This is a genomic window from Zoogloea sp. GDB6 (assembly GCF_056724105.1).
The window spans coordinates 3,644,588-3,663,949 of sequence record NZ_CM161497.1; the positions used below are offsets into that span (position 1 = coordinate 3,644,588).

At 65.4% G+C, this 19,362-nt stretch carries 15 protein-coding genes; 5 read left to right on the forward strand and 10 right to left on the reverse strand.

From position 1 onward, the window contains the following. Nucleotides 1-12 precede the first annotated feature (12 nt). The 8 genes from AC1PQG_RS16615 to AC1PQG_RS16650 all read right to left on the reverse strand — a co-directional run bounded on the left by AC1PQG_RS16615 (nucleotide 13) and on the right by AC1PQG_RS16650 (nucleotide 13,159). Nucleotides 13-2,397 (reverse strand): 3-hydroxyacyl-CoA dehydrogenase/enoyl-CoA hydratase family protein, encoded by a 2,385-nt coding sequence (locus tag AC1PQG_RS16615; protein WP_481118924.1) that lies wholly within the window; start codon nucleotides 2,395-2,397, stop codon nucleotides 13-15. Nucleotides 2,398-2,530: 133 nt separating this feature from the next. Next, nucleotides 2,531-3,211 (reverse strand): TetR family transcriptional regulator, encoded by a 681-nt coding sequence (locus tag AC1PQG_RS16620; protein WP_481118925.1) that lies wholly within the window; start codon nucleotides 3,209-3,211, stop codon nucleotides 2,531-2,533. A 67-nt stretch (nucleotides 3,212-3,278) separates the two neighbouring features. After that, complete coding sequence (locus AC1PQG_RS16625) at nucleotides 3,279-4,559, reverse strand: OmpP1/FadL family transporter (RefSeq protein WP_481118926.1); 1,281 nt, start codon at nucleotides 4,557-4,559, stop codon at nucleotides 3,279-3,281. A gap of 118 nt (nucleotides 4,560-4,677) precedes the next feature. Further along, nucleotides 4,678-5,085, reverse strand: a complete 408-nt coding sequence (locus AC1PQG_RS16630) for an acyl-CoA thioesterase (protein WP_481118927.1) — start codon at nucleotides 5,083-5,085, stop codon at nucleotides 4,678-4,680. An 11-nt stretch (nucleotides 5,086-5,096) separates the two neighbouring features. Next, complete coding sequence (locus AC1PQG_RS16635; protein ID WP_481118928.1) at nucleotides 5,097-7,040, reverse strand: 3-hydroxyacyl-CoA dehydrogenase NAD-binding domain-containing protein; 1,944 nt, start codon at nucleotides 7,038-7,040, stop codon at nucleotides 5,097-5,099. Beyond that, entirely contained in the window at nucleotides 7,040-8,323 is a 1,284-nt protein-coding gene (locus AC1PQG_RS16640; RefSeq protein WP_481118929.1) for an acetyl-CoA C-acetyltransferase, read from the reverse strand. Before AC1PQG_RS16640 ends, AC1PQG_RS16635 begins: the two co-directional genes overlap by 1 nt. Before the next feature lie 41 nt (nucleotides 8,324-8,364). Then, nucleotides 8,365-10,707 (reverse strand): acyl-CoA dehydrogenase, encoded by a 2,343-nt coding sequence (locus AC1PQG_RS16645; protein ID WP_481118930.1) that lies wholly within the window; start codon nucleotides 10,705-10,707, stop codon nucleotides 8,365-8,367. Between the two features lie 421 nt (nucleotides 10,708-11,128). Further along, a complete protein-coding gene (locus AC1PQG_RS16650) occupies nucleotides 11,129-13,159 on the reverse strand; it encodes a sigma-54-dependent Fis family transcriptional regulator (RefSeq protein ID WP_481118931.1) in 2,031 nt (676 codons plus the stop codon). A 327-nt stretch (nucleotides 13,160-13,486) separates the two neighbouring features. Here AC1PQG_RS16650 and pedF point away from each other — a divergent pair, with 327 nt between their 5' ends. From pedF to AC1PQG_RS16665, 3 genes are read left to right on the forward strand one after another with little or no spacing between them, the layout of a single operon-like run. Next, nucleotides 13,487-13,924, forward strand: a complete 438-nt coding sequence (pedF, locus tag AC1PQG_RS16655) for a cytochrome c-550 PedF (RefSeq protein WP_481118932.1) — start codon at nucleotides 13,487-13,489, stop codon at nucleotides 13,922-13,924. Next, nucleotides 13,914-14,759, forward strand: coding sequence for a substrate-binding periplasmic protein (locus AC1PQG_RS16660; protein WP_481118933.1), 846 nt, complete (start codon nucleotides 13,914-13,916; stop codon nucleotides 14,757-14,759). Before pedF ends, AC1PQG_RS16660 begins: the two co-directional genes overlap by 11 nt. Before the next feature lie 4 nt (nucleotides 14,760-14,763). Continuing rightward, nucleotides 14,764-15,708 carry a beta-propeller fold lactonase family protein gene (locus AC1PQG_RS16665; protein ID WP_481118934.1) on the forward strand — a complete coding sequence of 315 codons (945 nt, stop codon included), beginning with the start codon at nucleotides 14,764-14,766 and terminating at the stop codon, nucleotides 15,706-15,708. A 128-nt stretch (nucleotides 15,709-15,836) separates the two neighbouring features. Here AC1PQG_RS16665 and AC1PQG_RS16670 read toward each other — a convergent pair whose 3' ends face one another. Next, nucleotides 15,837-16,151 carry a c-type cytochrome gene (locus tag AC1PQG_RS16670; protein WP_481118935.1) on the reverse strand — a complete coding sequence of 105 codons (315 nt, stop codon included), beginning with the start codon at nucleotides 16,149-16,151 and terminating at the stop codon, nucleotides 15,837-15,839. A 406-nt stretch (nucleotides 16,152-16,557) separates the two neighbouring features. On the opposite strand from AC1PQG_RS16670, the gene AC1PQG_RS16675 reads away from it, so the two are divergent. Both AC1PQG_RS16675 and AC1PQG_RS16680 read left to right on the forward strand, forming a co-directional pair. After that, nucleotides 16,558-18,423, forward strand: coding sequence for a sigma-54-dependent Fis family transcriptional regulator (locus AC1PQG_RS16675; protein ID WP_481118936.1), 1,866 nt, complete (start codon nucleotides 16,558-16,560; stop codon nucleotides 18,421-18,423). A gap of 30 nt (nucleotides 18,424-18,453) precedes the next feature. Continuing rightward, nucleotides 18,454-18,864 carry a hypothetical protein gene (locus tag AC1PQG_RS16680; RefSeq protein WP_481118937.1) on the forward strand — a complete coding sequence of 137 codons (411 nt, stop codon included), beginning with the start codon at nucleotides 18,454-18,456 and terminating at the stop codon, nucleotides 18,862-18,864. Between the two features lie 88 nt (nucleotides 18,865-18,952). Here AC1PQG_RS16680 and AC1PQG_RS16685 read toward each other — a convergent pair whose 3' ends face one another. Continuing rightward, a complete protein-coding gene (locus tag AC1PQG_RS16685; protein ID WP_481118938.1) occupies nucleotides 18,953-19,333 on the reverse strand; it encodes a c-type cytochrome in 381 nt (126 codons plus the stop codon). Between the last annotated feature and the right edge of the window lie 29 nt (nucleotides 19,334-19,362).

Below are 19,362 nucleotides of genomic sequence, written 5' to 3' on the forward strand. Positions count from 1 at the left end.
CGTCTCCGTCCTTCAGTTGCGCAGCGGCTTGCCGGTTTCCAGCATGTGCACGATGCGCTGCTGGGTCTTTTCGGTCTTCAGCAGGTCCACGAACTGGGCCCGCTCCACGTCGAGAATCCACGCTTCGGACACCCTGGCGTTGGTATCCACCTCGCCGCCACACAGGGCGGTAGCCGCCGCCTTGGCGACGCGGTAGTCCCAAGCCGAGATGAAGCCGCCTTCGCGCATGTTGATCAGCATCATTTCGCAGGTGGCGATGCCGTTGCGGCCGGCCACCGGAATCGCCCGCTGGACCAGCGGCGGCTGGTAACCCGACTCGGCCAGCGCACGGGCCCGATGCAGCGCCACGTGCAACAGCTCGCGGGCGTTGAAGACGATGTCGTCCGAAGCCTTCGCGAAACCCAGCTCGATGGCCTGCAACGCGCTCTTCGATACCGTCGCCATTGCGATGGTCTGGAACATGTTCTGGATAAAGGGGAACACGTCGCCGCCCGCCGTCCGGCTGGCCAGGCTCGCAGCCTGCAGCGCGAACTCCTTGCAGCCGCCGCCGGCCGGGATCAGGCCGACACCGGCTTCGACCAGGCCGACGTAGCTCTCCAGCGCCAGCACGCGGTGGGTCGCGTGCATCGTGAACTCGCAGCCACCGCCGAGAGCCATGCCCTGCACCGCTGCGACGGTCGGCACCATCGCATGCTTAAGCGCCATGGAGGCGCGCTGGAACTTGGCGACGGTCTTCTCGAGCATGTCGAACTGGCCGGCCTTGCAGGCTTCCACCACCTGCTGCAGGTTGGCGCCGACCGCGAACGGCGCCTCGTGCCAGATCACCAGCCCGTCCAGATCGCGCTCGGCGCGGGCGACCGCTTCCAGCACGCCGTCCAGTACCTCGTCGCCGATGCTGTGCATCTTCGACTTGAAGGACAGGATGCCGATACGCGCATCCTTCGCCGGCAGGTTCCACAGACGGACGCCTTCGTTCTCCCAGAGGGTTTGGCCGGCATCCGGCGCGGCTTCGCCAAGAAGCTGCTCGGGAAAGAGCTGGCGGCCATACACCGGCAGCGTGGAGCGGGGCTTGAGCACCGCGTCCGTCGCGCTCCACGAGCCCGACGCTTCATGCACGCCCTGGCGGCCATCGAAAACCCACGCCGGCAGCGGTGCAGCGCTCATCGCGGCACCGGCCTCGATGTCGGCCTTCACCGCCTCGGCAACAGCCTGCCAGCCGGCGGCCTGCCACGTCTCGAACGGCCCCAGCGCCCAGCCGAAGCCCCAGCGCATCGCGAAGTCCACGTCGCGAGCGTTGTCGGCGATATCGGCCAGGTGGAAGGCGCAGTAATGGAACACGTCGCGGAAGATCGCCCACAGGAATTGCGCCTGCGGATGGCTGCTGGCGCGCAGCTGGGCAAACTTCTCCACCGGGTTGCGGTTCTTCAGGATCGCCGCCACTTCCGGCGCCACTTCACCGACGCTCGGACGGTAATCCTGCTTCGCCAGATCGAGCACGACGATGGCCTTGCCGTCCTTGCGGAAGATGCCGCCCTTGGTCTTCTGGCCAAGAGCGCCCTTAGCGATCAGTGCGGACAGCCAATCGGGGCTTTTGTAGAAGGCGTGCCACGGATCGTCCGGCAAGGTAGCCTGCATGGTGCCGATCACGTGGGCCAATGTATCCAGGCCGACCACGTCGGCGGTGCGGTAGGTGGCGCTCTTCGGGCGGCCGATCAACGGGCCGGTCAGCGCATCCACCTCGTCGAAGCCGAGGCCCAGCCGCGCGGTGTGGTGCATCACAGCCAGGATCGAGAACACGCCGACGCGGTTGGCGACGAAGTTGGGCGTGTCCTTGGCGCGCACGATGCTTTTGCCGAGGCGGGTCGTCAGCCAGCCTTCCAGGGCGTCGAGGGTGGCTGGATCGGTGGTGCCGGTGGCGATCAGTTCCACCAGTGCCATGTAGCGCGGCGGATTGAAGAAATGGATGCCGCAGAAGCGGCTGCGCAGTGCCACAGGCATGCCTTCGGACAGGGTCTCGATGGACAGGCCGGACGTGTTGGACGCAAAGATCGCATCGGCACGGATGAAGGGCGCGACCTTGGCGTACAGGTCCAGCTTCCATTCCATCTTCTCGGCGATCGCCTCGATGATCAGGTCGCAATCGCGCAACGTGTTTAGATCGCTGCCGTAGTTGGCGACATCGATGAACTGGGCGCGGTCTTTGGCCGCCAGCGGCGCCGGCTCCAGTTTCTTGAGGCCTTCGACGGCTTTCCTGGCGATGCCGTTGGGGTCGCCCTCCTTCGCGGGCAGGTCGAAGAGGACGACCGGCACGCCGGCGTTGGCGCAATGGGCGGCAATCTGCGCCCCCATCACGCCGGCGCCCAGCACGGCCACCTTGCGAATGATCAGTCTGCTCACATGCGTCTCCTTTTGGCTCGGCCCGTGATCCGGACCTTTGGCATGAACCGCGGACGACATCGCCGCAGTTGATTTTGAACAATCGTTCAAATCTTAGCGCAATGATTCCTTCAGGTACAACATGGATTAAAAATCAGGTGCTTGCCAGCCCGATCGGCGGCACTCCGGCAGGCGCCTGGAAACCCGCGACGATGAAGGGCCGCAGCCGCGCCATGATGGCTTCCGGCTCGCCCGCATCGGCCAGCGCGTAGGTCTCGGTCATCCGCATCACGTCCTTGCCGGCCATCGCATAGGCCACGATGCCGACGAAGAAGTACATGCGCCACACCACGTCGTCCTGGGACAACTGCGGCAGCGTGCGCATGAAGGCCTGGCGGTAGCGGTCCACCGCCTCCTTGTACTCCGTCGGGAAGAAGGCCTCGGTGCCCGGCCCGGGCTCGTAGAAGGCCCGCCCGATGAGCTGCTTGAAGACCTCGCCGGGAATGCTGTCCTTGCGCGTCAGACGCAGCGCTGACGACAGAAAGGCATCCACCAGCACATCCACCGGAATCGGCGCACCAGCGGCCTCGGCCTCCAGCTTGTCCAGGTAGCTCACGCGGCTGCCGCCACGGCTTCCCAGCGCCCGTTCATACACGGCCTCCATCAGCCCCTGCTTGGAGCCGAAGTGGTAATTGACCAGCGCCAGCGGCGCTCCGGCGGCGCCGGTGATCATCCGCACGGAGGTCGCGGCATAACCGTTCTCCATGAACAGGCGCTCGGCGGCATCGAGAATGCGGGTCTTGACGTCAGGCAGGGAGGAGTCGGAACGGCCCATCGGGAATCAGCAGCAAAGCCCCCGGCGCACCGGGGGACGGTTGAAAAAGGGAAAAACAGGAGGACGATCAGAACGCCATCGAATACTGGGCGCCAAGGATCCACACCCGCGCATCATAGACGCCGGTAACCTGGCCACGGCCCTGAGCGGTCTGGTTGTTGTCGATGTGGGATTCCGGCACATACAGGTAAGCGACGCCGACGTCGACCGCCGAATCCTTGTTTACCTTGAGCTGTGCGCCGGTGGTGAACCAGGTCCGGTTGTTGTCCGGCAGGGACACCAGGCGGTGCTGCGGGTCGCGCACCGGGCTCTGATCGTAGGCAACGCCAAACTTGAACTTCAGCGTGTCGCTGTAACGGTAGTTGGCGCCCAGCGCATAGCGCCAGGTATCCCGGAAATCGGTATCGAGGGTCTGCACCGCGACGCCGTTGAGCAGCCCGGAGGTACGCACGATATCCACCTTGGGAATGCTGCTCCACCCGGTCCACGACAAATCGCCCAGCATCTCCCAGCGCTCGTCGAGCTTCTGTGTGACGCTGAGGATGAAGGTTGCCGGCAGGTCCACATTGGCCTTGGCAGAGCCCGTCGTCAGTGCGGCGCTGGCGCCCGCGGCGGGACCGTCGACCTTCAAGTCGCCCTCGAGCTTGTGGCGGACTTCGGAACGATAGGACACCCCGACCTTGGTCGTCGGGCTCAGCGTGAACAGGGCGCCCAGGTTCCAGCCGAGGGACACGTCGTCGGCCGAGAAAGTCCCGTGGGTGGCCGCCAGTGCCGCCGCGGTCACCGTCGCCTGGCGACGGTAGTCCACCTCGATGCGCTGAATGCTAACCCCGCCGCCGATGGAGACCTTGTCGTTGAGGCGATAGGCCAGGCTCGGGTTGATGTTGTAGGTCTTGATGTCGAACTTGATCGCCTGCGCGCCACCAAGCCACGGGTCGTCGTACTTGGTGATCAGGCCGAAGGGCGCGCCGAGGCCAACGCCGGCATACAGATCCTTGCTGAGCGCCCAGGACAGATAGGCATTGGGCAGGAAGGCCCAGCTCCCGGCGTCACCGCCATTACCGGCCCCGCCCAGCACACCGGCGCTGGAGCCCCGGTCGGAGAACTTGAAGGTCGGACGCACAGCGGTCAGGCCGACCGACACCTCGCGGTCCTTCAGCTGGGTCATGCCCGCCGGGTTGAAGAAGATCGTGCTGGCGTTCTCCGCCACTGCGGCAGAGCCGGCGTAGGCATTGCCGATACCGCTGGCATTCTGCTCGAGCAGCTGGAAACCCGCAGCAGCGGCCTGCCCGCTGGCGAGGCCAAGGGCGAGCAAGGGCATCAATCGGGCGATGGTCGTCATCTTCATACCTATGTCTCCTCACTAGGGCGCTTTAATTGTGTGCAACCACGGGGAGCGCAAACCCGCGGCGATTCTAGAGCCCCGACGGGCTGCCGCTACGCAGCAAATCGAAGCGCTGTTGGATTCACGCAACAATCTCCGGCGGAACCTCGCGCTTAACGCCGTTGGCATCTACCGCGACGTAAGTCAACGTCGCCTCCGTGACCTTCACGACCACCGGGTTCTCGGGGTTGCGTTCCGCATAGACCTCGACGTCGACGGTGATCGAGCTCTTGCCGATGCGTACGATCTCGGCGTAGAAGCTGACCATGTCGCCTACCGAGATGGGCTGCTTGAAAAGGAAGGAATTGACGGCGATGGTCGCCACCCGGCCGCGGGAACGCTTGTGGGCCGGCACCGCACCGGCGATGTCCACCTGGGACATGATCCAGCCGCCAAACACGTCGCCCGCGGGGTTCAGGTCACGAGGCATCGGCATGACCCGCAGCACGGGGATCTTGCCAGCGGGCAGTTGGGTGGGGGTGTTGCTCATCGGAACTCCTGTCAGCGCTGACCGCTGGACGACGCAGCCGCGCGGGATTGATGGAAGAGTCCGCCGGTGAAGGGCGGAAAGCCGGCCCCGAATATAACCCCGGCGTCCGCCAGATCGGCATCTTCCACCACGCCCTTCGCCACGCACGCCTCGGCGGCGGCCCGCAGGGGCGCCATGATCCGCGCCGCCAGGCCGGCCGGTACCGCCCCCGGCCTGCCCTTGCGGGCCTTGCCGTCCTTCCACGCGTAGAAGCCCTGCCCGCTCTTCTTGCCCAGCTGGCCGCGCTCGACCCGCTCGGCCAGCGCTCGCGGCATCACCGCCCCGGCGCCAGCCAGGGCTTTGCCGGCGGCCACGGCGATGTCCAGGCCGACGGTGTCCACCAGTTCGATCGGCCCCAGCGGCATGCCGAAGGCCACCAGCGCCGCATCTATGGTTTCCGGCGCGACGCCCTCCTCCACGCAGCGCAGCGCCTCGTACATGTACGGGCCGAGCAGCGCATTGACGAGGAAGCCCGGCTCGTCCTTCACCGGCAGCGGCAGCTTGTCGAGCCGGCGCACGAAAGCCGCCGCGCGGCGGAAGGCCTCGTCGCCGGACTGTGCCGTACGCACCACCTCCACCAGCGGCAGTACCGCCACCGGATTGAAGAAATGGATACCGACCAGCCGTTCGGGCTGCATCAGCGCCGTCGCGATATCGGCGATGCGCAGGCTGGACGTGTTGGACGCCAGCAGCGCGTCCGGACGGGCCCGCCTTTCGATGTCGGCGAACAGCGCCCGCTTGGCCTCCAGGTCTTCGAAGATCGCCTCGATGATCACGTCGGCCTTCGCCACACCATGACCGGCCGGATCGGGAATCAGACGATCCAGCGCGAAGCGGGCTTCCCTCGGTTTGCTGCGGAATTTGCGCCCGAAACGCTGCACGGCGCGGGCGATTGCCGGTGCGATGCGCTCGACCGACTGGTCCTGCAGCGTCACCGTCATGCCACGCAGCGCGCACTCGGCCGCGATGTCGCCGCCCATCACGCCGGCACCGACGACATGCACGTGGCGCGGTCGGAAATCGCCATCCTTGCCAAAGCCCTTCAATCGCTCCTGCAGGAAAAACACGCGGACCAGGTTGCGCGCCGTCGGCGAACGGAAGATCGCCCCCAGCGACGATGGCGAGGACGCAGGCACCGCCAGCGCGTTACCGCCGTGATTAGCCCAAGTATCAATGATCGCGAAGGGTGCCGGATAATGCTCGCGGCGCACCTTGGCTTCCACCGTCTTGCGCGCCTTGGCCGCGATAATGCCGCGCAGCGGGCCGTTCATCAGCGCCTGCACGATCGACGGCCTGCGCGGCGGCCTGCCTGACATCACGAGGATCCGCGCCGCGTCCTCCATCACCCGCAGCGGCACGCAGTCGTCGGCGAGGCCCAGGCGCTTCGCCTTCGGCCCATCGACGCCCTTTCCGGTCAGCATCATGTCGAGGGCTGCCGCCGGGCCGATCAGCCGCGGCAGGCGCAGCATGCCGCCCCAGGCCGGCATGATGCCCAGCATCACCTCGGGCAAGGCCAGGCGCGTGCCAGGCTCGTCCACCACCAGCCGGTAGTGACAGGCCAGCGCCAGCTCCAGCCCGCCGCCCATGCAGTGGCCGCGCACCAGGGCCAAGGTTGGAAAGCGCGCCGCGGCCAGGCGTTCGAACAGGCTCCAGCCCCGCGCCACCAGCTTGCGCGCACCGTCGATGGAGTCGATGCGGGTGAACTCCTCGATGTCGGCCCCGGCAACGAAACCGGCCGCCTTGCCGGAGCGGATCACCAATCCGCTCGACGGACGCACGGTGAGCTGATCGAGGATGGCCTCCAGTTCGGCCATCACCCGACTGCTCAGCGTGTTGGCCGCGGCGCCCGGCACGTCGAGGGTCGCCCAGGCGATGCCGTCCGAGTCCCGTTCCAGCTTCCAGTTGACCAGTTCCATCACAGGGCCTCCACCAGCATCGCACCGCCCTGGCCACCGCCAATGCAGATGCTGGCGATGCCGCGCTGGCCGCCGCTACGGCGCAGGGCCTGCAGCAAATGCAGCACGATGCGCGCACCACTTGCCCCGACCGGATGGCCGAGGGCCACTGCGCCGCCATCCACATTGAGGCGGGCGGGATCGATGGCCCCCAGCGCGCCGGGCAAGCCCAGCCGCTCACGGCAGTATCCGTCGTCCTGCCAGGCACGCAGGCAGGCGATCACCTGCGCGGCGAAGGCCTCATTGATCTCCCACAGATCCACGTCTTCAATCGCCAGACCATGGCGCTGCAGGATCGGTGTTGTCGCATGAACGGGGCCGAGCCCCATCTGGTCCGGCTCCAGGCCGGCCCACTGGCTGTCGACGATCCGCCCGATCGGCTGCAAGCCAAAACCCTCCACCGCCGCGCCGGAAGCCAGTACCAGCCAGGTGGCGCCGTCGGTGATCTGGGAACTGTTGGCGGCGGTGACGCGACCGTATTTCCTGTCGAAGAAGGGCTTCGGCTTGGCCATGCCGGCCATCGACGCATCCCGGCGCAGGCCATCGTCGGCAGCATGAACCGTTCCGTCGGCACCGATCAGCGGCACCAGCTCGGCGGCAAAACGGCCGCCGTCCTGTGCCGCAGCGACGCGCCGGTGGCTCTCGACCGCGTAGGCGTCCATGTCGTGCCGCGTGATGCCGAATTTCCAGGCCAGATTTTCGGCAGTCTGCCCCATCAGCTGGCCAACGATGGGATCGGTGAGGCCCTTCATGATGCCGATCACCGGCGCCAGATGCTTCAGGCGGAAGCCTTTCAAGGCCGCCAGCCGCTCACCCCAACCGCGCGCCGCCATCCAGCCGGCGAAGACGCGCACCAGTTCATCGGAGAACAGCAGCGGTGCGCGGGACAAGGCGTCGACGCCACCGGCCAGCACCAGCTGCGAGCGGCCACAGCGGATGTTGGCGATCGCCGAATCGAGGGCCTGCATGCCCGACGCGCAGTTGCGCATCACCGTCCAGCCCGGCACCTGGAGGCCGCAACCCATGCGCAGCGCCACCACGCGGCCGATGTTCACCTCGTCCGGCGACGGGCTCGCGCAACCGAGGATCACCTCGTCGAGCTGATCCGGTGCAAAAGGCTGGCGCAGCAGCAGCGCGCTGCCAGCCGCCGTGGCCAGGTCGGCGGCGGCGAACGGACCTGGGCCGCTGCGGGCCTTCAGAAAGGGGGTTCGCGCCCCGTCGATGACGTAGATCGGCTCGTTCATGGTTCGCTCGGATCCCTCTCCTCAGGCGCGCCCCGTTCCGCTCAGGCTGCCTTGTGCTGGGGTTCGGTGATCTCCGCCAGCGCATCGCGCAGGCCGAAATCATAGGAAAAATCGTCCACGCGGATCACCTTGTCGCGCAGTTCGCCGCGGCGCTTGATCAGCGCATATTCGTCGCCCGAGATGATGCCACCCGCCACCGCCGCATCGTACAGCGCATCCACGCCACCGCCGACCAGCAGACCGGGCGTGAAATGGCCCTCCCGGATCGCGCGGCGCACCTTGGCCTCGACCGGCTCCGCCGCAATGGTGGCGTGCAGCGCAGCCTCCAGCGCACCGACCGGCTCCTCCACATCCTTCGGCAGATAGACGTCAGAGGTCAGTCGGTCGCGGGTCGCCGACGGCTCGATGAGCAGACCCGCCACCTGATGCCCGAGCGCGTCCGACGGCACCACGTAGGGACGCCCGAGCGGGAAGACCACGAGGCGCCGCAGCAGCATCGCGAACAGCCGGTTGGGGAAATTGGCGATGACGCCCTCGAAGGCATTCTGCGCCTTGAACATGCAGTCCCAGATCGCCCAGTGCATGAGCGGCGCATCGGCAGCCTGGCGCCCTTCGTCCTCATAGCGCTTGAGGGTCGCGGAGGCCAGGTACATCAGGGACAGGATGTCGCCGAGGCGGGCCGACAGCTTCTCCTTGCGCTTCAGCGCGCCACCGAGGGTGCCCATCGACACGTCGGACAGCAGCGCGAAGGCCGCCGAGAAGCGTGTGAGCTGCTGGTAGTAGCGGCGGGTTTCCGGCGCCACATCGGCTGGCACAGCCACGAAATGGGAGCCGGTCAGGCCCATCACCAATGCCCGCGTAGCATTGCTTACCGTGTAGCCGATATGGCCCCAGAAGGCCTTGTCGAAGGCGCCCAGGTCACCGGCACGCGCAGCGTCCATCTCCTTCAGCACATAGGGATGGCAACGGATCGCCCCCTGGCCGAAGAGGATCAGGCTACGGGTCAGGATGTTGGCACCCTCGACGGTGATGCCCACCGGAACCTGCTGGTAAGCGCGGCCGAGGAAGTTCTGCGGCCCCAGGCAGATACCTTTGCCGCCGATCACGTCCATGCCGTCATTGACCACCTGACGGGCTCTTTCAGTGACGTGATACTTGACGATCGCCGACACGACCGCCGGCTTCTCGCCGAGGTCGATCGCCCCTGCGGTCATCACCCGCGCCGCGTCGCACAGGTAAGCGTTGGCGCCGATGCGGGTCAGCGCCTCCTCTACTCCTTCGAAACGCCCGATGGCGGTCTTAAACTGGTAACGCACGCGGGCATAGGCGCCGACCGTGCGGGCCGTCATCTTCAGCATGCCGGTGTTGGAACCGGGCAGCGAGATCGAACGCCCCGCCGCCAGACATTCCATGAGCATCCGCCAGCCCTGCCCCGCCATCTGCGGGCCACCGATGATGAAGTCGAGGGGCATGAACACATCGCGTCCGCGGATCGGCCCGTTCATCCACACCGCGTTGAGTGGGAAGTGGCGACGGCCGATATCCACACCCGGATGATCATGGGGCACCAGCGCGCAGGTGATACCCAAGTCTTCCACATCACCGAGCAGGCGATCCGGATCGTAGAGGCGGAAAGCCAGGCCGAACACCGTACACACCGGCGCCAGTGTGATGTAGCGCTTGTCGAAGCTGACCCGCATGCCCAGCACTTCGCGCCCCTGGTACTGGCCGCGGCACACGACACCCGAATCCGGAATCGACGCCGCATCCGAACCGGCCCATGGGCTGGTCAACGCGAAGGCCGGTATCTCCAGGCCAGCAGCCAGCCGCGGCAGGTAGTGCTGCTTCTGCTCGGGCGTGCCGTAGTGAAGCAGCAGTTCGGCCGGACCCAGGGAGTTGGGCACCATCACCGTCACAGCCGGCGCCGACGAGCGGGTGGACAGCTTGGTCACCACCTGGGAATGGGCATAGGCCGAGAACCCCTTGCCACCGTATTCCTTGGGGATGATCATCCCGAGGAAGCCGCGCTCCTTGATGTACTTCCACACTTCGGCCGGCATGTCCTGGTGCTGTGTCATCTCCCAGTCGCGGGTCAGGCGGCACAACTCGGCGGTGTCTTCGTCGAGGAAACGCTGTTCCTCGGCAGTGAGCTTCGGCACCGGGTAAGCCAGCAGCTTTTGCCAGTCTGGCCGGCCGGCGAACAACTCGCCCTCCCACCACACAGTACCGGCCTCCAGCGCATCCTTTTCGGTCTGCGACATGGACGGCAATGCCTTGCGGAAGGCCTTGAAGATCGGCGCACTGATGAGGTTCCGGCGCACCCCCGGTAACAGGAAAAGCCCCCCCACCAAGAGAGGCAGGGCAAGCAGGGATGAATAGGACATCGACTGTCTCCTTTTGCTCGGCGCCGTCTTACCAGCGCACCGTCAATTTTATGCCAACATCTTTGCAGGCTTGCTTGGCGTCCCGCGGCAGCGACACGGCGACCGTCTGAACAAGACGGCCTTGTCGTTGATGGGATATCGATCAACAGGCCACAAATTTATTTAAACGTTCGTTTTAATCATACATGCGTTTAATTTTGCGTCAACACATCAGGAGATCAAGCGCACCAGAAACCAGGCGAAAAAAATCCCTACTCAGCGTAGCGCCGGGTAGGGATCGGGCTGACCATCTCATCATTCCCCCAAGGAGGGCTCAGACGCGCGTCAGCGGGGCCAGCAATGCGGGCAGGCCCGTGTGCCCTTACAAAAAAAGGATTGGCGGAATGTCAGGCTCCGTGACATCCCGGCCCCCATCCGACGATCAAAACCGTCCGAGCTTGCGATACAGCGTATTGCGGCTGATCCCGAGCCGACGGGCTGCAGCCGAAATATTCCCGTTCTCGGCTTCGAGCGTACGCTGGATCATGTCGCGCTCGATCTCCTCCAGGCGCCCGAAGCTCGCCGCCCCGCTAGAGGCGGCCGCGGCGGCAGCCCCGTCGGCCAGACCCGACGACATGCTGCGTACCGGTGCAACGGATGCCATCGCCGGCACGACCTCACCGATCTCTTCAAAGATATCGTCCGGCAGATGCCAGGTCTCGATGACATCCTCGTCATCGTCGAGTAGCGCGATCGCCACCTTGATGACATTGTTCAGCTGGCGGATGTTGCCGGGCCAGCGGTAGCTCAGGAATGCCTGCATGACCTTGTGGGACACCTCCACATGGCGATCGGGGCCGGCCTCCTCGCGCATCAACTTGTCGATCAGGCGATCGATGTCGCTGCGCTCGCGCAGGGACGGCAGATTGATGCACAACCCATTGAGGCGGTAGTACAAGTCTTCGCGGAAACCGCCGCGCGCCACCTCTTCCTTCAGTCGCCGGTGGGTGGCGCAGACCAGCGTGATGTCCACCGGAATGCTCTTGTTGGTCCCCAGCGGCGTCACGCAGCGCTCCTGCAACACACGCAGCAGGCGGGCCTGCAGGGACAGGGGCATGTCACCGATTTCGTCGAGGAACAGGGTCCCGCCGTGGGCCTGCTGGATCTTGCCGACCGCACCCTCCTTGCGGGCGCCGGTGAACGCACCACCGGAGTAGCCGAACAGTTCGGACTCGATCAGGGTTTCGGGAATCGCCGCACAGTTGAGTGCCACGAAAGGCCCCTGAGCCCGCGGTCCGCTATTGTGGAAAGCTTTTGCGAACATTTCCTTGCCGGCACCCGACTCGCCCTGAATGAGGATCGGGATGTCTCGACCAAGAACCCGCACACCCTTGTCGATGGCCGCCTGCAGGCGTTCGTCACCAGTGGCCAATGTATGTAGCGTAAGGCGGACCTGGGAAGCGGGCTCCGCCTCGACACGGGCCGGGCGGGCGGGCCGCTCGCGGGCCTCACCACCGACCGGGCTCGACACCGGCATCGACGCGAAATTGCCGCGCAGACGCGCGTAGAAGCGCTCTCCGTTACGGCCGGCGATCGCGATGAGCGACGAAGGATCGCGCCGCGCGCGATCAATCAACGTACCCAGCGGCACATCGAACAGCATGCTGTAGTGGCGGCGCGGCAGGTCCTCGCGGCGCAAGCCGAGCAGTTCGAGCGCCGCCTGATCGGCACCGACGATGTCGCCATCCGGCGAGATCGCCAGCAGCGCCTCGCACATGCTGCCCACATGGTCCGGGCGGGCGTGGAAGCTGAGCAGGCCCTGGTGGGCGAATTCGGACTCGAACAGGCGCTTTTCGATGATGCGGGACGACATTTTCACCAAGCCGAGGGAGTGACGCTGGAACGCACGATAGTCACTGGAGATGTCGAGCACCCCCATCAGACGGCCTTGGGCATCCTGGATCGGCGACGCGCTGCAGGTCAGGGAAGCGTTACCCTCATAGAAATGCTCGGAACCGAAGACGTTGAGCGCACCGCGCTCGGCGAGCGCGGTACCGATGGCATTGGTACCGCGGTCGAACTCGTGCCAGCTGGCCCCCGGATGCAGGGACACCTGCTCGGCCTGGCTCAGGAAATCAGGATCACCATAGGTCTGCAACACCATGCCGCGAGCGTCGGCAAGGATAACCATACTGTGGGAGTTGCGGATCTGCTCGAAGAGATGCTCGAGAACCGGCTCGGCGTGGGAAATCAGCGTGCGGTTGCGCTCCCGTGCCTCCGACACTGCCCGCACGTTGGGCTCGCCGCACTCGAGACGGGTGGGATCGAGCCCCGCCTGCCGGCAACGCTCCCAGGAGCGCAACACGCTTTGGTCGAGCAAGGCCTCCGGAAGCTCGCCTCGGCCGAAGTACAGCGACCGCGCCTCCAGAAGGCTCAGAGCCCGAGCCTCAGCGCTGAAAGGAACCTGCATCATCTCTCTCCTCCTCCGCTTAGACGGATTGTCTGCCAGCTCGAGCCGGCGTTTTAGTCTGCGCCAAAATGTAGCAGCTGGACCACATTTCAGCAATGTGACTGCTCCACCCGCCCGCTCAATCAGCAAAACCCAGGCCAGTTTATAGAGCTATAAAGGAAACTGGAAAAAACCTGCTGCGGCAAAGGTGTCCCATTTCACGACGCAGCCCATCCGCGAGTCGCCGCACAGCCCAGTCGGAAAGTGGCACACCCCTTGCTGAAAGGTCTGCACACACGGCGACCCGCCCACTGGCGCTTCGCTCGACGAACTCCAAACACATGACCAAAGGTGACCCAGGTGACTGTCCGTAATTCCGCCCTCCTCCGTGCCCTCTCCGCCGCTGCGCTGACCCTGGCGGCAACTGCCGCCATCGCCCACGGCGACGTGACCCCCCAGGCCGTCGATACCTCGACGCTGCCCTCCGTTGGCAAGGACTGGCTGCCGAAGAACCCCTTCCTGGGTAACAAGGAGGCAATCCGCATCGGCTCATCCGCCTTCAACCAGAACTGCGCTCGCTGCCACGGCCTCGGCGCGATCTCCGGCGGCATCGCCCCCGACCTGCGCTACCTGCCGGCCGGCCAGGAAGGCGACGAGATCTTCCTGAACCGCATCCGCCATGGCGCCACCCGCGACGGCCGCGTGTACATGCCCCCGTTCGAAGGCATCCTGAGCCAGGAAGCCATGTGGACCATCCGTTCCTGGCTGGAGACCGTTCGTGAAGACTGATCGTCGACGCTTCCTGCTGGCCGCCGGCGCGGCAGCCCTGGCCTCCAGCCTGCCGGCCCGCGCCGACGCGCTGGAAGAGATCAAGAAACGCGGCAGTCTCAGGATTGCCGTGTATAACAACTTCGCCCCCTACTCCAACCAGGGTAAGGGCATCGACGTGGAACTCGCCGAAGCCCTTAGCAAACAACTCGGTCTGAATCCCCAGGTCGTCGGCTACAACGCCGACGAAGACATGGACGACGACCTGCGCAACATGGTCTGGAAAGGGCACTATCTCGGCACCCAGCCGTCCGACGTGATGATGCACGTGCCGGTGGACTCCTACCTGCAGGGCAAGAACGACAAGGTCAAGATCTTTGGCCCCTACCACCTGGAAACGGTGGCCGTTGCCCGAGTACAACGCATCGGCTCGATCCGCGGTTCCGCCGCCACGGCACTGGAAGTGTTCACCCGCGAGAAGATCGGCGTCGAAGGCCGCAGCCTGTCCGACGCCTTCCTGCTCGGCGTGCTGAACGGCCGCCTGCGTGAAAACGTCGTCCATTTCGGCAGCGTGGACGCCGCCGTCGAGAAGCTCAAGGCCGGCGAACTGGCCGCCGTGATGGGGCCGCGCTCGGAGATCGAAACCGCCCTCGGCAAGGACAACCGCTTCGTCGTCGAAGTCGTCCAGATGCCGGAGCTCAAGATCAACAGCTGGCCGCTGGGCATGGCCGTCAAGGCCGACGAAACCGGCCTCGCCAACGCCATCGACAAGGCGCTGAAGGAACTTGAAAAGAACGGCACGGTCGCTGCCATCTTCGCCCGTCACGGCGTCACCTACGTCAAGCCGACTCTCTGAGACCATGACCCAGCCCTTCACCTTGCGGCAGTTCCTGGCGAGCTGCTTCCTGCTGCCGGGAGCAGCCCTCGCCGCGCCCTTCGCCTACGTTCCCAACGAAAAATCCGCATCGGTATCGGTGATCGACACTGCCACCGACGAAGTGGTCGCAACCCTGCCCGGCGGCCAGCGGCCACGAGGCATTGCAACAGACGGCAAGAACCTGTTCGTCAGCGAGGCACCAAGCAACGGCCTGGTGGTGATCAATATCGCGGAAGGCAAGCAGGTCGGCAGCATTCCGCTCGGAGAGTCGCCGGAGGGTGTCAGCGTTTCCGCCGACGACAAGCTGGTGGCCGCCGCCGTCGAGGAATCCAACAGCGTGGTACTGCTGGACACCGCCAAGCAGCGCAAGGTTGCCGAGATCAAGGTAAAGGGCAAGAACCCGGAACACGCGGAATTCAGCCCGGACGGCCGCTGGCTGCTGGTCAGCGCAGAAGAAGCCCAGCAGGTGGACCTGATCGACGTGAAGGCCCGCAAGCAGGTTGCCAGCATCGAAGTCGGCAAGCGCCCCCGCGGCATCGGCTTCACCCCCGATGGCAAGCGTGCCTACGTGGCCTGCGAGATGGTCAGCACGGTCTACGCCATCGACATGGGCAAGCGCAAGGTCATCGCCGAAATCAAGGCCGGCAACTTCTCCAACGGCATCGCCATGGCACCGGACGGCAGTCGCGCTTACGTTTCCAATGGCAAGGACGGTACGGTCAGCGTGATCCGCACCAGCGACAACCAGATCGAAGCCACCGTGCCGGTCGGCAAGCGCCCGTGGAACATGGCCATCACCCCTGATGGCCGCAAGCTCTACGTGGCCAACGGTCGCTCCAACAGCGTCTCTGTAATCGACACCGAACGTCTGGAAACCATCAAGGAAATCCCCGTCGGGGAGCTCCCCTGGGGTGTCGTCGTCCGCTGACCCCTATCTGCGCCGCCCTCCGGTAGCCGCAGAACACCCTTTTGTAGCGCATCAAAAAGAAACACCTGCTCCAGCCTGAAGCAGGTGTTTTGCACATCTGTAGCGGGAAGATCTCCCGCGCTCCCGGCTCAGAGCTTCAGAATCCACTCCACCGCAGCCTTCAGGTCCGCATCGCTGATCTTGTCCGGACCATGAGGCGGCATCGGAATCTGTCCCCAGGTACCCGTGCCGCCGTTACGCACCTTGGCGATCAGCATGGCCTCGGCTTCCGGATGGCCCTTGTACTTGGCTGCCACATCCTTGTAAGCAGGGCCGACACGCTTCTGGTCGACGGCGTGACAGGCTACGCAACGGGCCTTCTTGATGATCTCCTCGGATGCCATGGCCGGGGTCGCGGCGGCGGCTCCCAGGGCGACGATGCACAGCAGGTTGGCGAGTTTCATGAGCTCCTCCTTTTAGTCATTTTTGACTGACTGGTTATCAAGACAGCGGTCAGGGCCGCGACACGGCACGACTACGCACTGAACCGCATCACCCACCATAGGCAGCAAAAAGCGTGCAGATCAGCGCCCCTCGGCCACAGCCACGAAAACCATTTATAAACAAACACTTGCAAATAACGTCAAACATGCACGGGGGCATATGCATGTTCCGCAGCGGAACACCTGCTCCATCCCGTTACGTCGCCTTGAACACCTGCTCCACTTCACGCACACTGCGCGCCCTAAAAAACCCGTTCAAAAACATGGATATAGCGCTTAATTACTGATTTTTTTGGAGAAATACAACGCAATTGACGCGCACGACAAGCGCTTTCGAGGCGGGTATGCTTCGTGCTATTCAGCAATTGTGAATAATCAGGATCCCCCCTCCTCCTCCCCGCTCAAGGCCATCCTGCGCTCCTGGGAGCGCTGTGCGGCCGACGGCCTGCGCCCGACCGAGCGCCTGCCTGCCACGAGCCAGCAAAGCAACCTGGCCGACCGCCTGGAAGCCAATGCGCGGCTGGTCGCCTACGCCCAGCCGATCATGGAGCACCTGCATCAGCAGATCGCCCACTCCTCCTCCACGATCCTGCTTGCCGACGACTCCGGCGTCATCCTGCGTTCAGTCGGCGATTCGGACTTCCTGGAAAAGGCCGCCCGCGTGTCCCTGAAACCGGGGCACTCCTGGGCCGAATCAGTGATGGGCACCAACGCCATAGGTACGGCGCTGGCCGAACAGCGCCCGGTGGCAGTGATGGGGGACCAGCACTACCTTGAACGCAACAGGTTCCTTGCCTGCGTCGCCACGCCCATCCACGCGCCGACCGGCGGCGTGCTCGGCATCCTGGACGTATCGAGCAACCTGCAGATCACCCAGACCCACGCCCAGGCGCTGCTGCAAACCACCGCCGAGATCATCGAAAACCGGCTGATCGAAACCGTCAACGACGCAGCGGTACTGCTCCGCTTCCATTATCAGCCCGAGGCACTGGCCTCCCCACTGGAAGGACTGGCGGTCTTCGACGAAGCCGGTGCGCTGCTCGCGTGCAACCGCCGCGCCGAGCGTCTGCTCGGGCTGCCCGATACCCTACGCAACGAGAAGCCGCCGTTCTGGGACATCTTCGAGACCCGCTGGAATGCCGTGCTCGACCACGCGCTGCAGAGCAGCGCCCATCCGGTCCGCCTGCGCAGCCGTCAAGGCCAGGAACTGGTCGCCCGCGTCCTGCTGACCAACATGCAGCGCATGCGACCGATGAACGCGCGGGATGTACAAGCGACCTTCTCGCCGACCGCGCCGAGCGGCCCGACCCTCGACGAACTGGACCTCGGCGACAAGACCGTCAGCCACGCCATCCGGCGCGCCCGACGCATCCTTGGGCTGGACATTCCGCTGCTCATCCAGGGTGAAACCGGCTCCGGCAAGGAAGTCTTCGCCCAGGCCTTCCACACCAGCGGGCCACGCCGCAACGGCCCCTTCGTCGCGATCAACTGTGCCGCCATCCCGGCCAACCTGATCGAAGCCGAACTGTTCGGCTACACCGCCGGCGCCTATACCGGCGCCCGCGGGGAAGGCGCCCGTGGCAAGCTGCGCGAAGCCCACCAAGGCACGCTATTCCTCGACGAAATCGGCGACATGCCCCTCAAGCTGCAGGCCGTCCTGTTGCGGGTCCTCGAAACCCGCCGCGTCACGCCGCTGGGCGGCGGCCCGGAAGAGGAAATCGACCTGTCCCTGGTCTGCGCCAGCCACCGTTCGCTGAAAGCCCTCTGCGAAAGCGGCGACTTCCGCCCCGACCTGTATTTCCGCCTGTCGGCGATGAGTCTGTCCCTCCCGCCGCTGCGGGAGCGCAGCGACATCGAGGCGCTGGCCCGGCGCATTCTGCAGGACGAGTCGCCCCGGCGGCCGGTGCGCCTGTCGTCTACCGCCCTCGACCTGATCCGCCACCACGCGTGGCCCGGCAACATCCGCCAGCTGAAAAACGCCCTGCGCCTGGCCGTGGCGATGCTGGGGCCGGACGACGACACCCTCGGCCCCGAACACCTGCCCCACGATCTGGTGGACGACCCGGATGCCCCTGCCCAACGCCCAGCCGCCCAGAGCCTGCGTGCCGCGGAAGGGCGCCTGGTGGAAAGCACCGTAGCCCGCCACAACGGCAACATCTCGGCCGCCGCGCGGGAACTGGGCATCACCCGCACGACCCTCTACCGCAAGCTGCGCCAGCTGTCGGCCTCGTGATCGACGGGCCCGGCGTGGGATACTCGGGCTTTGCGCTCTCCACCCACCACCGTGTCTTCCACCACCTCCATCCTCTCGCGCCTGGCAGCCGGCTTGTGCCTGGCAGCCGGTCTGGCTGCCTGCTCGCCGGCTCCCAGCCCGCTGCCGGATCAGCTCTCGGCCGAATTCCAGCCCGGCATGCCCCTTGACGACGCCCGCAAGCGGCTCAGCGCCCACGGCACCACCTTCTCGGAAAAGAGCAACGCCGAGTGCCAAGCCCTCGTCGAGCGCAGCCCCAACGTCTCCCAACTGCCGCCCCAAGGCGGCCCCTGCATGTTCGGCAAGATTCCCCTGTCCCGCAGCTGGTTCGGCGGCAAGAGCGACGTGATCCTGCAACTGGTCTTCGGCTCCGACGGCCGGCTCGTAAACGGGCACTTCGAGCAGATCGACAGCCTGCTGTAAGCCCGGAAATAGCGAACCCCGGACGGGGGGGACGTCCGGGGTTCTCGGTACTGCATCCTTCACGGCCGCAGCCGTGCGTGTTGCCCGCTTACTTGGGTGCCAGCGTCAGGATCCACTTCACCAGTTTCTTGGCGTCGGCTTCCTTGATGGCGACCTTGTTGGGGGGCATGGCCAGACCGCTGACCTTGTCCTTCCAGTGACTACCGTAGGGGTTGGAGCCCTCGAGCACCACGCGGGTCAGGAAAGTGTCTGCACCCGGCTTGCCCTTGTAGGCCTTGGCCACGTCCTGCCAGGCCGGGCCGATCGGAGCCATGCCGTTCGGGCCGGGCGTGCCGGACTCGATGGCGTGACAGGTCAGGCAGCCGCTCTTGGTGGCCAGCGCCTTCATGTCCTCGTCCACCGCGGCGTTGGCAACCGTGGCGACCAGGGCCAGGCCCGCCAGTAGCGCCGTCTTGCGTAAGGCGTTCATCTTGTTTCTCCTTGGCTAAAAAAAGTCTC